This is a genomic window from Citrobacter sp. KTE151, assembly GCF_000398845.1.
In the GTDB taxonomy this organism is placed as follows: domain Bacteria; phylum Pseudomonadota; class Gammaproteobacteria; order Enterobacterales; family Enterobacteriaceae; genus Citrobacter; species Citrobacter braakii.
The window spans coordinates 359,653-373,664 of record NZ_KB976066.1 but is presented as its reverse complement, the minus strand read 5'-3'; the positions used below and the strand labels follow the sequence as shown (position 1 = coordinate 373,664).

Here is a 14,012-nt window from a genome sequence, read left to right as displayed (position 1 = left end):
CATGTGTCGACGTGGTGCCGGATGCGTCTTATCCGGCCCACGCCGCGAGCAGCGTTCCAGATCTGAAAATCAAAAACATCCCGACTTAAATTTTTACCTCACCATATTTGCGAGCGCTATCACTCTAATTCCCGCGAAAAATGTGATCTGCGCCGTAAATATCTCACTATTTCCTCTTTTTGTCTTATTTCTGTCCGGAATACAGGACACGATTTAGTATTGTTGGCGCATCGTAGTCCTCTTATATTTATCATCACGGATTACACGTGGAGCATAAATGCTTCTTTATTACCTAAATAATTCGAGTTGCAGGAAGGCGGCGACGCAGCGAATCCCCTGAGCGTACATAAGTACATGACAGGGGTGAGCGAGGAAAGCCAACGCACATGCAGCTTGAAGTATGACGGGTATAGATATTTAATCTGGTATGTAATAAGGGTAAATAATGCAAATGATTACCTCGCGACAAAACAGATTATTAAAGTTTCTTCTGTCCCGGAAGGAATATGTTACGCTGCTAAAAATTGCCGAATATTTATCTGTTTCAGAGAAGACCGTCCAGCGCGATCTGCGGTTACTGGAACAATGGTTATCGGAATGGAAAATATCCATCGATAAACGTGCCGGTGCGGGCGTGATATTAAGTGCCGATAACATTACTGACCTTTTATATCTGGATCAGTTATTAGGGTCGGAGGGTGATGATGCTGACGGCATGATGAATAATTCACGGCGGGTTAAGATAGCCTCGCAATTATTAAGTGAAACGCCGCATGAAACATCGATCAATAAATTATCCGAACGTTATTTTATTAGTAGTGCATCGATTGTTAACGATCTGAAAGTAATTGAATCGTGGATTACCCCGCTGGGCCTGTCGCTGATTCGCAGCCAGAGCGGCACACACATTGAAGGCAGCGAGAGCGGGGTGCGCCAGGCGATGGCGTCGCTGATTAACGGTGTGATTAACCATAATGAACCGGGAAGCGTGATTTATTCACGACTTGATCCGGGCAGTTATAAAGCGTTAGTGCATTACTTCGGCGAAGAAGACGTTTTATTTGTCCAGACGCTGTTGCAGGAAATGGAGAACGATCTGTGCTGGTCGCTGGGAGAGCCTTATTACGTCAATATCTTTACCCATATTCTGATCATGATGTACCGCATTACGCGGGGCAATGCGCTACCGAGAAAAGAAGAAAGCATCACGTCATGTGATGAGAACATCTTTTCCATTGCCAGTCGCATGATTCAGCATATCGAAAAACGCATTGCCCACCCGCTGCCGGAAGACGAAGTCTGGTTTATTTATCAATATATTATCTCCTCCGGTATGGTGATTGAAGAGCATAACGATGTGAGCGTAATTGGCCATATGCACTCCAGCGACGAAGCACGCTTGATTACCCATCGGCTGATTGCCACCTTCGCCGAAATGGTTGACTGCGATCTTAGCCAGGACACTGCGCTGTATGACGGATTGCTGATTCATATTAAGCCGCTGATTAACCGCCTGAACTACCAGATCCGCATTCGTAATCCGCTGCTGGAGGACATTAAAGGCGAGTTGCAGGACGTCTGGCGTCTGACTCAGTGCGCGGTGAATCGGGTGTTTAGCGGCTGGGGCGAACGGGCCGTGTCGGATGATGAGGTGGGATATTTAACCGTGCATTTTCAGGCCGCGATGGAGCGTCAGATAGCGCGTAAACGTGTGCTGCTGGTCTGCTCAACCGGTATCGGCACCTCTCACTTACTCAAAAGCCGCATTCTGCGCGCCTTTCCGGACTGGACCATCGTCGGCGTGGTGTCGGCAGGCAGCTTGCCCTCCGTCCTGACGGACGATATTGAACTGGTGGTATCGACGATCAATTTACCTGCCGTTGCCATGCCGGTCGTGTATGTCACCGCCTTCTTCAATGATGCGGATATTAAGCGGGTAACAGAAACGGTTATTACGGAAAAATTACATCGGGCGACGTCGCTGGTCGTTGAAAATTAATGTCTGAACTCCATGAGGTATGATTTATGGACATCACGAAAATACTCAATACAAATCGCGTTATTTTGGACATGAAGGCCACAAACAAAACGGAGGTTATTGAGGAACTGACAGATATTCTGCAAAAAGATGGGGCAATTAGCTGCCGGGAAACGTTTATTCAGGATGTCTGGCAGCGTGAATCAGAAGGCTCGACCGGCTTCGAAAATCATATTGCGATTCCGCACGGGAAATCCTCGGCGGTGGTCAATACCACACTGGCGATTGGGCGTACCCGCCAGGATATTCCCTGGGAAACCCTGGACGGCAGCAACGTGCGCTGCATCATTCTGTTTGCCGTACGCCTTGAAGATCAAAACACTACCCATATTCGTCTGCTTTCGCAGGTTGCCGGCGCGTTGGCGGATGACGACATTATTGAACAACTGTTAGTCGAAAGCAGTCCACAGAAAATTATTGAGCTTTTTAGCCAATATGCTGAATCCAATGTCTGCTAAATAAAACGTGGAGCATGTTATGAATATTGTTTGTGTTGCCGCCTGTACGGCGGGTATTGCGCACACCTATATTGCCCGTGAGAAGTTAATTAAAGGTGCTAAAGCGCTTGGTCATAATATAAGAGTAGAAACCCAGGGGACTATCGGCACGGAAAACGAACTGCTGACAGAGGACATTTCTGCTGCTGATGTCGTGATTCTCGCTGTGGATGTAAAAATAAAAGGGGAGGAACGATTTTTAAATAAACGTATTGTGCGAGTAAAAACTGAAATCGTCATAAAATCGCCCATTCAGTTTCTTGAAAAGGTCGAAAAATCATTAGTTAATAATAACCAGTAGCGATCCCCATTCTGGAGGGATTTCACATGAGTGAAAATAAAATTCCGCTATCTCAGGAAATAAAAAGACATTTATTAACGGGGATTTCGTGGATGATCCCGTTAATTGTTGCCGCCGGGATCTGTATTGCTCTCGGGCAAATACTTGGCGGCACTAACGTGGGTGAAAAAACAGGAACCATCCCCTGGATGCTCAACCAGATTGGCGGTTGGGGGATGGGGTTAATCGTACCGCTGATTAGTGCGGCGATTGCGTACTCCATTGCTGACCGCCCCGGATTCGCGCCGGGTCTGATTGTCGGCTTTGTCTGCGGTGAAATTCATACCGGTTTTATCGGCGGGATGCTGGGCGGTTTTCTGGTCGGTTATACCGTCCTGCTGCTCAAGCGCTATATCCGTTTGCCGCAGTCGATGCAGGGGTTGATGCCCATCATGGTGTTGCCGGTACTGAGTACCGTCATTGGCGGCCTGTTGATGATGACGCTCATTGGCAAACCGATAGCCTGGCTGCAGGACGCGTTGATTCATCTGCTGGAGTCCATGCAGGGCGGGTCACGCTTTTTAATGGGGGCCATCCTTGGCGCAATGGCGACATTCGACTTTGGCGGACCGGTGAATAAAACCATGTCGCTCTTTGCTGACGGCATGTTGGTCAGCGGCGTGTACGGTCCGGAAGCGGTGAAGTTTGTCGGTTCGATGATCCCTCCGTTCGGCATTACGCTCTCCTTTTTGCTGACACGTCACAAGTACACCCGTGCGGAGCGCGAGGCGCTGAAAGCGGCATTCCCGATGGGGATCTGCATGATTACCGAAGGGGTCATTCCCATTGCGGCGCGCGACCTGCTGCGCGTGGTGGGGTCCTGCGTGGTGGCCTCGGCGATAGCGGGCGGTCTGATTATGGTGTGGGGCGTCGAAAGCCCGGTACCGCACGGCGGCATGTTCGTGGTCCCGCTCTTTACGCATCCGCTGCTGTTTTGCCTGGCGCTGGGGATCGGCACGGTGATTTGCGGTGTCATGCTGTCGTTGTGGAAGAAACCGGTGACCGAACGTGACGAAGAGTTTGATGAACTTAGCGATCAAAAGCTGAAAGACGAAGAGATCACCTTCACCCTGGAATAACCGGAGGCCGTATGTTTGCCGATATGAAAAGCATGGTGACGAAAGCCTGGCGCGAGCAGTACGCGCTGCTGGCCATCAACTGTATGAACCTGGAAAGCGCCCGTGCGGCGGTGCGGGTGGCTGAGAAACACCGTGCGCCTATCATTCTGAATCTGTATCAGGGGCATCTGGGCCATTTTCCTGCACCGATAGCGGTGGCGGTCGTCAAAACGCTGGCAGAGGAAGCGTCGGTACCGGTCGCGCTGGCGCTGGATCATGGAAAGGACCCAGTGCGCATTCGCCAGGCTTTTCGCGCCGGATTCAGCGGGTTAATGATCGATGCCTCCGCCTTTGCGCTGGAGGAGAACATTCGCCAGACCCGGGCGGTGGTTGAGCTCGCGACCAGCGTTTCTCTGTGCGTGGAAGGTGAGCTGGGGCATCTGGCTGACGCCCTGCGCTATGATCACGCAGCTAACGCTGATTTGATGACCCAGGCCGCCGATGTGGAGCCCTTTATCCAACAGACCGGTATCGATTTACTGGCGGTCTCGGTTGGCACGGCACATGGCATGTACGCGCCCGGTGTCATACCCGTCATTGATTTCCAGCGACTGGAGGAAATTGCCCGTTTATCAACGGTGCCGCTGGCGCTGCATGGCGGCAGCGGGACGCCGTTTGACCAGCTACAGCGCTGCCCGACGTTTGGCGTCGCCAAGATAAACGTTGGCGCGGCGGTTTTCGAGGCCGGAAAGGCTGCTCTGCTGCATACCCTGTGTCGCGACACATCCGGTGAACTCGTTGATGCCCTGGCCCTGATGGAGCAGGCCTGCGAGGAAGCCATTATTCCGTACCTGCAGGCCAGCGGCGCTATCGACAAAGCCTGATTCATTTTCTGTAACGCCTTCTATGCCTCTGCGACGACGCACTGGCAGGGCTTTCTACACCCTGAAACTGGAGAATTAACATGTTAGTTTCGATGAAAGAATTACTGCAACCTACCCGTCAGCACGGTTTCGCCATCGGCGCATTCAACGTGGCGGACAGCTGCTTTGTACGCGCAGTAGTGGAAGAAGCGGAAGCGACCAACACCCCGGCAATTATCTCCATTCACCCCAGCGAACATGATTTTGTCGGCGATGCGTTTTTTAGCTACGTCCGCGATATCACCCTGCGTAGCCCGGTTCCCTTTACTCTGCATCTGGACCACGGCGCTTCGGTTGAGCATGTCCTGCGGGCGATTCAGTGTGGGTTTACCTCGGTGATGATTGATGGCTCGCTGCTGCCGTATGAAGAGAACGTGGCGCTGACCCGCGAAGTGGTCAAGCTGGCGCATGCGGTAGGCGTTTCGGTGGAAGGGGAACTGGGTACGATTGGTCAGACCGGGACGTCTGTGGAAGGTGGCGTATCGAAGGTCACTTATACCGATCCTGATCAGGCACAGGATTTTATCGCCCGTACCGGCGCGGACACGCTGGCGGTGGCGATTGGAACCGCACACGGCATCTACCCGAAAGGGATGCAGCCAGAGCTGCAAATGCACATCCTGCGTGAGATTGCCGGGCGAGTGGACATTCCGCTGGTGCTGCACGGAGGTTCCGCGAACCCGGATGCGGAAATTGCCGAATCCGTTACGCTGGGCGTTGGCAAAATCAACATTTCCAGCGATATGAAATACGCTTACTTCCAGAAAGTCCGCGAAATCCTGGCGAAAGAAACCTGGTGGGACCCGAACGTTATTTACCCGGAAGCCATTAGCGCCGCGCGGGATGTGATCCGTCACAAAATGAAACTGTTCGGCTCAACCGGCAAAGCGTCACTTTACTAACCGCATACAGGCGGGGTGACCCGCCTTTTTCGCAACAAGGAAAAGTGGAATGAAGCGTTCACATATTAATTATGCCGTCGATAAAGCGCATGCCATCGCCGAGACTTTTCGGGTTTGCCTGCCTGACTTTGCGTATTTTACGGCTGATGCCTGGCGGCAACAGGATCACACTCTGTGGCGTGAAGTGCTCGATCTCCAACTGGGCTGGGATATAACCGACTTTGGGCGCGGAGATTTTGCGCAAACGGGGCTGACGTTACTGACGTTGCGCAATGGTCAGTTAGGGTCAGCCAGCTACCCCAAACCGTACGCCGAAAAGATGCTGCAGATTCAGCAGGATCAGCAGACGCCATGGCATTTTCATCGCCATAAAATGGAAGATATCGTTAACCGCGGCGGCGGTGATTTATGTATGCAGTTGGCGTGGGCTACGCCTGATGACGGGTATGATGCCCGGCGCATTGTTGAGGTTAGCGTCGATGGTCAGCGGCGTTCCGTTGACGCTGGCGAGACGCTGGTATTGAAACCGGGGCAGGGGGTATGCCTGCCGCCGCGGTTGTATCATCGCTTTTGGGCGGAGAAAGCGTTCGTGCTGGGCTGGGAGATCTCGATGGTCAATGACGACCTGCATGACAATCACTTCCTTGAGCCAGGCGGTCGCTTCCCGGCGATAGAAGAGGACGAGCCGGTGAAGTGGCTGTTGTGCAGTGAATATGCGCGCTTACAGCGATAAACGGCGACCCGGTCGGCAAATCGCCGTCGGGCCGTCAGATTTTACTGCGCAGCGGGTGGGGCGGTAACTTCACTACCGGATACCACGCCCGCCTGCATGGTTTGCGTTACCTGCTGTTTCTCCACGTTCACCGCATGCAACTGGCCGCTGACCGTTGGCTTGAGTGGCGCATCGGCTTGAATATTGCCGCTGGCGGTAAGCTGGATGTTACCGTCGCCGGAAAGCGGCAGTGCGGGCCATCCCCACTGCTGCAGAATCGTCATTGGCACGCCGCGCCCGTTCAGGCTGACCTGAGTTTGACGCTGAGGCAACTGTGAAATACTGGCAGTGGCCTCCAGCAACCCTTTTTCCGTATAGGCGCTTAGTTCGCTGATATTGATGGTGCTGCTGTTCGCCGTCAGCGCCAGCGAAGGACGACGCACGTCGGTGCGGTTAAAGGTGCCGGCAGCGGCGTTGAGGTTAGCGCTCCCGCTCCAGATCCCCCACTGATTGTTCTGCACCAGCCCGAGGTTAGCACCGTAGCCGTCCAGCGCGGTGAGCTGCCATGGGAAGCTCGGGTCGATATCAATCACCAGATTACGGCTGGCGCTGAATTTCTTCAGCGTCAGGCTGGCTAGCCAGGCTGGTAGGGGTTTCATCCACAACTGTTTCCAGTTTTCCGGCAGTGTGTACTCCAGACCGGCAATGGCGGCATCATCGAGGACCAGCGCTTTGTTGTTGCGCTGCCAGTTTCCGGATGTTCTGACCATTCCCCCTTCCCAGCGGGTGGTGAACTGACGCAGCGCTATGCCCTGCGGCGAAAACTCGGCGTTCATAATCGGATCGAAAAAGTGCAGAGAGCCGTAGATAAACTCGCTGGCGTTCATCGACAGTTTTCCTTCCTGAGTTTGCCAGTCGTCCTTGCTGAAGGTCATGTTGCGCAAGCTCAGATCGAGATCCGTCACCGCCCAGTCAGGGCCTTGCAGACGGGCATCTGTTACTTCCAGACGACCAATTTGCAGGGAAGGAATAGTGCTTAACGGAGCAAAAAACTCGGCCAGCGATTTGTCGCTTTGCAGCCGAATATCGTTCAGGCGCAGATTCTCTACTACCCAACTACCGTCGGCATTGCGTTGCGCCACGCCGGTTAATGCGCCTCGCGCCACGTCTGCGCCAATATTGCTCAGCGTCACACGGTCATGGTCAATACTGCCTTCAATCAATACGTTGGTCGTGGGGACGTCGTTCAGCGTCAACGAACTGGCGCTGAGCTGAATTTGCGCTTTACTCCCGAGAATTTTACCCGCCTCAGGACTCCAGGGAATGACTCCGCCGTTAACGCGCTGCGCGCTCAGGGTCCACTCGCTACCGGGACTGTTAAGCGCCATATCTTGCAATTGCAGGCGATCGGCCTGGAACGGCAGCGGCGCAGTTTGCTGGGAAAGATTCAGCGTGCCGTTTTGCAAAAGAATGGTGTCTACGTGCAGCGGGTCGGTGATTTGGCGGCTGCTCAGTCCAATATCGACCGTTTTGGCGACCAGCGTTGCGGGCTGACCATCCCGGCCAAAGGTGACGTTTTCCAGCAGAATATGGGAAGGAGAAGAAAACCGGTGATCGATGGCATCAAATGCCAGATGGTAGCTGCTGTTCTGCGAAACCCAGGCGCTGACGTGCTCTGCGCCCCAGCGGGTTTGCAGTAGAAAATATAAGCCGAGGATCGCCACTGCAAGGGCGATCAGCACGTAAAGAAGCAGCTTTCCAATAAATTTCATGGTCTTCCATCCCGCGAAGTGCACATAGTCAAGTTATGCACGATTTAGGCGCAATGCTCAAGGCGGGAATGGTGAAAGAGCGTTACAGCGGCGTTGATTCAGAATCAACGCCGCATTTTGCTTATTGCTTCTCTGGTGGGAACACCAGATTCAGAACGATAGCGGTAATACCGCCTGCGGCAATGCCGGAAGAGAGCAGGTTTTTCACCCAGTCAGGAGCGAACTGCAGGATCAGCGGCTGCTGGGAAACGCCGAGGCCGACGGCCAGCGACAGCGCGATAATCAGAATTGCGCGGCGGTTCAGCGGTTCGCGGGATACGATACGCACGCCGGATGCCGCGATAGTACCGAACATCACCAGCGTTGCGCCGCCGAGTACCGGTTCAGGAATATGCTGTACAAAACCGCTGACCGCCGGGAACAGGCCCAACGCGATCAGCATCAGCGCAACCACAAAACCAACGTAGCGGCTGGCAACGCCCGTTAACTGAATAACGCCGTTGTTTTGTCCAAAACAGGAGTTCGGGAAGGTGTTAAATACGGCTGAAACAAACGAGTTCAAACCGTTCGCCAGTACGCCGCCTTTCAGGCGTTTCATGTACAGCGGACCAGAAACGGGCTGCTCGGAGACATCGGAGGTGGCCGTAATATCACCGATGGTTTCCAGCGAGGTAATCATAAACACCAGCATCAGCGGCAGCAGTAAGCTCCAGTCGATACCCAGGCCATAATACAACGGCGTTGGCACCATCAGCAGGTCCTGACTTACCGGCGCGGTATTTTGCGGCAGCATATCCATAAACCACGCCAACAGGTAACCTGCCGCCATCGCAATCACCAGTGACGCAACGCGCAGGTACGGGTTGCGCTGGCGGTTAAGCAGGATAATCAGCGCCAGCACGACGCCTGCCAGCAGTAAATTCTTTGGTGCGCCAAAGGTGTTGTCGCTCATTGCCGCATAGCCGCCGCCAATCGACGTCAGACCTACCTGAATCAGTGACAGGCCGATAATCATCACCACCACGCCTGAGACCAGCGGGGTAATGATACGACGCGCCAGATGCAGTACGCGTGAGATAACCATCTCAGTGCAGCTTGCCAGCATCAGTGTACCGAACAGCGCCGCCATCATGGTTGGGACATCTGCACCACCGGTTTTTAGCGCTGTACCGCCCATAATCAGTGGCGCAACAAAGTTAAAGCTGGTGCCCTGAATGGATAATAGCCCTGAGCCGACCGGCCCCCAGGCTTTGATCTGAATGATAGAAGCCACGCCGGAAGCGAACAGCGACATACTGATAATGTGTTGAGTATCCTGAGCCGGTAAACCGAGCGCCTGGCAAATTAACAGCGCTGGGGTGATTACCGCGACGAACATGGCCAGCAGGTGCTGACAGGCGGCAAACAGGGTCTGGGCTAGTGGGGGGCGATCTTCAAGACGGTAAATCAGTTCACTGTTGTGAGTCTGCGCAACCGGTTGCGCATTTGTTGACTCTACGGCGTTAACGGACATCAGAGGCAATCCCATGGTGGAAAAGCGGTGATTTTATCTGACCATGGCGGAAATGCAAACGTTTGCTACCAGGTGTTCTTAATATTTAAAACGGATAAACAAACATTTTTATATAACTTTTCATGATTTTCTGCTTAAAATCCACACCGAAAACTCAATAAGAGCTAAAAATCGGTCTGGAATGCATCGTGCGTGATTGTGCTAAACGCACTAATGGAGTTGTAAATGTTTTATCTCGATACGTTATCAACGCTGGTTGCGGCAACCCTTGTGTTGCTGCTGGGACGTAAGCTCGTCCAGTCTGTTTCCTTCCTGAAAAAATACACCATTCCCGAACCCGTAGCTGGCGGATTGCTGGTGGCGATTGCGCTGCTGGTGCTGAAAAAAAGCATGGGTTGGGAAGTGAACTTCGACATGACCCTGCGCGATCCGCTGATGCTGGCATTCTTCGCCACTATCGGCCTGAACGCCAATATTGCCAGCCTGCGCGCGGGTGGCCGCGTGGTGGGTATCTTTCTGATTGTGGTTGTTGGCCTGCTGCTGATGCAAAACGCCATTGGTATTGGTATGGCGACTCTGCTGGGTCTGGATCCGCTGATGGGTCTGATCGCCGGTTCGATAACCCTCTCTGGCGGGCATGGAACCGGGGCCGCATGGAGCAAACTGTTTATTGAGCGCTATGGTTTCGCTAATGCGACGGAAGTGGCGATGGCTTGCGCAACGTTTGGCCTGGTGCTGGGCGGATTGATTGGCGGCCCGGTGGCCCGCTATCTGGTCAAACACTCTACCACGCCAGACGGCATGCCGGACGATCAGGCTGTGCCTACCGCATTTGAAAAGCCGGATGTCGGACGCATAATCACTTCGCTGGTGCTGATTGAAACCATTGCGCTGATCGCTATCTGTCTGACGGTGGGTAAAATCGTTGCACAAATGTTGGTCGGAACGGTGCTGGAACTGCCGACTTTCGTCTGCGTGCTGTTTGTTGGGGTGATCCTCAGTAACGGCCTGGCGTTAATGGGTTTTTATCGGGTGTTCGAGCGCGCGGTTTCGGTGTTGGGTAACGTTAGCCTGTCGCTGTTCCTGGCGATGGCGCTAATGAGTCTGAAGCTGTGGGAGCTGGCTTCTCTGGCCCTGCCGATGCTGGCAATCCTGGTTGTGCAGACCATTTTCATGGCGCTGTACGCGATATTCGTCACCTGGCGCATGATGGGTAAGAACTACGATGCCGCCGTGCTGGCAGCCGGACACTGCGGTTTTGGCCTCGGTGCGACACCCACGGCGATTGCCAACATGCAGGCAATTACTGAACGTTTTGGACCATCCCATATGGCGTTTCTGGTGGTGCCGATGGTGGGGGCGTTCTTTATCGATATCGTCAATGCGCTGGTGATTAAGCTGTATCTGCTGCTGCCGATTTTTGCGCAATAATCTCTGTGCGGCGGAGTCACATCCGCCGCCGCTATGAATCGACTATGCGTTGGAGTAGCGCTCGGTTTCCGGCATCCAGCGTTCAATCAGCGCCACAGCCTGTTGCGGGTAACGTTCGTGAATATGACGGGCAATGCGCTGAACTTCCGGGATAATCGCCTGATCGCGCAGCAAATCTGCGACTTTGAATTCTGCCGTTCCGGTCTGGCGCGTACCCAACAGCTCGCCGGGCCCGCGGATCTCTAAATCTTTTTGCGCGATCACGAATCCGTCGTTGCTGTCGCGCAGAACTTGCAGGCGTTTTTGCGCGGTTTTTGACAGCGGCGATTTGTAGAGCAGGACGCAGTGGGAGGCCACCGCGCCACGACCTACGCGACCACGTAGCTGGTGCAACTGCGCCAGGCCCAAGCGCTCCGGGTTTTCAATAATCATCAGGCTGGCGTTAGGTACGTCTACGCCCACTTCAATCACCGTGGTGGCAACCAGCAGCTGCAGTTCGCCCTGCTTAAACGCCGCCATTACCGACTGCTTCTCTGCGGGCTTCATACGGCCGTGTACCAGGCCAATATTCAGCTCTGGCAGCACCAGTTTAAGCTCTTCCCACGTGGCTTCAGCCGCCTGAGCTTCTAACAAATCAGACTCCTCAATCAGCGTACAGACCCAGTACGCCTGGCGCCCTTCATGGGTACAAGCGTTGCGCACGCGGTCAATAATATCGCTGCGGCGGGTATCCGGAATCGCCACCGTGGTGACCGGCGTACGCCCCGGAGGGAGTTCGTCAATGACCGACGTGTCGAGATCGGCATAGGCGGTCATCGCCAGCGTTCGCGGGATTGGGGTGGCGGTCATGATTAGCTGGTGTGGGTGGAAACCCTGCTGCTGACCTTTCTCCCACAGCGCCAGGCGCTGATGTACGCCAAAACGGTGCTGTTCGTCGATGATAACCAGCGCCAGTCCGTTGAACTGCACCTGTTCCTGGAAAATTGCGTGCGTGCCGACAATCATCTGCACCTCACCGCTGGCGATAGCTTCCTGCTGTGCCAGGCGCGCTTTGCCTTTCTGTTTACCTGCCAGCCAGCCAACTTCAATACCCAGTGGCGCGAACCAGTTGCGGAAGTTATTGGCGTGCTGTTCAGCCAATAGTTCGGTGGGGGCCATCAGCGCAACTTGCTTACCATGTGCGATGGCACGTAGGGCGGCCAGCGCCGCAACCAGCGTTTTGCCGGAGCCGACATCGCCCTGCACCAGACGCATCATAGGGACATCCAGTGCCATATCGCGTTCGATCTCAGCGGTAACGCGGGCCTGGGCGCCGGTGGGTTTAAACGGTAGAGCCGCCAGCAGCTTATCTTTCAGCGCGTTGTTTGCGATCAGCGGCTGGGCGTGGAAACGTTGCGCCCCGGCGCGTAGTGCCAGCATGCTGAGGTTATGCGCCAGCAATTCTTCCAGAATCAGACGTCGCTGTGCTGGATGCTGACCGGTTTCCAGATCGCTCAACTGCAGTGACGGCGGTGGACGGTGCAATGTGCGCAGAGCTTCCGGCAGGCTCATCATGCCTTGCAACAACTCTGGCGGCAGCAGTTCGGCAATGGCACAGGTATCGAGCAAGTCCAGCGCTTGATCGGTCAGTTTGCGCAGCGTGGCCTGCTTCACGCCTTCGGTGGTTGGATACACCGGTGTGAGCGTTTCCTGCAATTCCGGCGTGCTGAGATCGCCCTGTACGCGATACTCCGGGTGGATCATCTCTGCGCCGTATTTTCCGCGTTTGGCTTCGCCATAGGCCAGCACCCGGCGACCGGTGGCGAGACTATTTTTCATTGCGGCGCTGAAGTTGAAAAAGCGCATGGTGAGAATGCCGGAGCCATCACTGATCTGACAGGTCATCATCCGGCGTCCGCCGAAGGTGATATTGCAGTTCAGCACTTCGCCTTCTACGGTGGCGTAAACGCCCGGCAGCAGTTCGCCAATCGGGTACAGGTGCGTGCGGTCTTCGTAACGCAGAGGGAGGTGGAGCAGAAGGTCCTGCACGGTGTGCAGGCCAATTTTCGCCAGTTTACTGCTTTGCGCTGCGCCAACGCCGGTCAGAGAATTGAGTGGGATGGCATCCAGTAAACGGCCTTTCATCGCGTTTATCTCGCAGATTGCATAGTGGCCCACCACGTTGCATCGGCTTCAATTTCGCCCTGCGTGTTTACGTGGGGGTAGGGAAGACCTTTGCGCTTAGCGACATTCGCCAGCACCGGATAACCGCCTTCAAACAGCAAACGCTGCTGCTCATCTTGCGCCAGCATGCTGTTTTCTCGTCGGTACATGCCGGCGTTTTGCCGCTGGCGCTGTGCTTCGTACAGAATCAGCGCGGAGGCGACCGAAACGTTCAGCGATTGCACCATGCCAGTCATGGGAATGATGATGTCCTGATCCGCCAGATCCAACGCTTCCTGAGTGATGCCGGTTTTCTCCTGGCCCATCAGGATGCAGGTGGGGCGCGTGTAATCAATCTCGCGAAAATCCACGGCTTTATCTGACAGATGTGTTGCCAGAACCTGCATACCTTGGCTTTTTAAATGTGTGACCGCATCACCAATCGTGCGGTGAGTCTTCACCTGAACCCAACTGTTGCTGCCTGCGGCAGAAGAGGCCATGGTACGCATACGGCTACCAGGCCAGACGGCGTGGACTTCATGCACGCCGACCGCGTCTGCAGTACGAATGATTGCAGAAACGTTATGAGGTTTGTGGACCTGCTCCATGCAGACGGTCAGATCGGGCTGACGACGTGCGAGCATCTCGCAAATACGTGCATAACGTTGAGTATTCATAAAACGT

At 54.4% G+C, this 14,012-nt stretch carries 12 protein-coding genes; 8 read left to right on the top strand and 4 right to left on the bottom strand.

The genetic code is table 11. The features are described 5' to 3' along the window. Window positions 1-445 precede the first annotated feature (445 nt). The 7 genes from WC7_RS02585 (at window position 446) to WC7_RS02615 (ending at window position 6,491) form a co-directional block, all read left to right on the top strand. Window positions 446-1,999, top strand: a complete 1,554-nt coding sequence (locus WC7_RS02585) for a BglG family transcription antiterminator (protein WP_016155015.1) — start codon at window positions 446-448, stop codon at window positions 1,997-1,999. A 26-nt stretch (window positions 2,000-2,025) separates the two neighbouring features. Beyond that, complete coding sequence (locus WC7_RS02590; protein ID WP_003842172.1) at window positions 2,026-2,496, top strand: PTS sugar transporter subunit IIA; 471 nt, start codon at window positions 2,026-2,028, stop codon at window positions 2,494-2,496. A 19-nt stretch (window positions 2,497-2,515) separates the two neighbouring features. Further along, window positions 2,516-2,836 (top strand): PTS fructose transporter subunit IIB, encoded by a 321-nt coding sequence (locus tag WC7_RS02595; RefSeq protein ID WP_016155014.1) that lies wholly within the window; start codon window positions 2,516-2,518, stop codon window positions 2,834-2,836. 26 nt (window positions 2,837-2,862) lie between these two features. Continuing rightward, window positions 2,863-3,954: a PTS fructose transporter subunit IIC gene (locus tag WC7_RS02600; RefSeq protein ID WP_003837581.1), complete on the top strand. Its 1,092-nt coding sequence runs from the start codon at window positions 2,863-2,865 to the stop codon at window positions 3,952-3,954. Window positions 3,955-3,965: 11 nt separating this feature from the next. Next, window positions 3,966-4,817 carry a class II fructose-bisphosphate aldolase gene (locus tag WC7_RS02605; protein ID WP_016155013.1) on the top strand — a complete coding sequence of 284 codons (852 nt, stop codon included), beginning with the start codon at window positions 3,966-3,968 and terminating at the stop codon, window positions 4,815-4,817. Window positions 4,818-4,897: 80 nt separating this feature from the next. Further along, window positions 4,898-5,758 (top strand): ketose-bisphosphate aldolase, encoded by an 861-nt coding sequence (locus WC7_RS02610; RefSeq protein ID WP_016155012.1) that lies wholly within the window; start codon window positions 4,898-4,900, stop codon window positions 5,756-5,758. A gap of 49 nt (window positions 5,759-5,807) precedes the next feature. Continuing rightward, entirely contained in the window at window positions 5,808-6,491 is a 684-nt protein-coding gene (locus WC7_RS02615) for a D-lyxose/D-mannose family sugar isomerase (RefSeq protein WP_016155011.1), read from the top strand. A gap of 41 nt (window positions 6,492-6,532) precedes the next feature. Here WC7_RS02615 and WC7_RS02620 read toward each other — a convergent pair whose 3' ends face one another. Continuing rightward, on the bottom strand, window positions 6,533-8,242 hold the full coding sequence (locus WC7_RS02620; protein WP_016155010.1) for an AsmA family protein: 1,710 nt from the start codon (window positions 8,240-8,242) through the stop codon (window positions 6,533-6,535). A 121-nt stretch (window positions 8,243-8,363) separates the two neighbouring features. After that, entirely contained in the window at window positions 8,364-9,755 is a 1,392-nt protein-coding gene (gene xanP / locus WC7_RS02625; RefSeq protein WP_003024026.1) for a xanthine/proton symporter XanP, read from the bottom strand. 225 nt (window positions 9,756-9,980) lie between these two features. On the opposite strand from xanP, the gene gltS reads away from it, so the two are divergent. Then, window positions 9,981-11,186, top strand: a complete 1,206-nt coding sequence (gene gltS, locus WC7_RS02630) for a sodium/glutamate symporter (protein ID WP_016155009.1) — start codon at window positions 9,981-9,983, stop codon at window positions 11,184-11,186. A 42-nt stretch (window positions 11,187-11,228) separates the two neighbouring features. On the opposite strand, the gene recG is transcribed toward gltS, so the two are convergent. Beyond that, window positions 11,229-13,310: an ATP-dependent DNA helicase RecG gene (recG, locus tag WC7_RS02635; protein WP_016155008.1), complete on the bottom strand. Its 2,082-nt coding sequence runs from the start codon at window positions 13,308-13,310 to the stop codon at window positions 11,229-11,231. Between the two features lie 5 nt (window positions 13,311-13,315). Next, window positions 13,316-14,005, bottom strand: a complete 690-nt coding sequence (trmH, locus tag WC7_RS02640; RefSeq protein ID WP_016155007.1) for a tRNA (guanosine(18)-2'-O)-methyltransferase TrmH — start codon at window positions 14,003-14,005, stop codon at window positions 13,316-13,318. Between the last annotated feature and the right edge of the window lie 7 nt (window positions 14,006-14,012).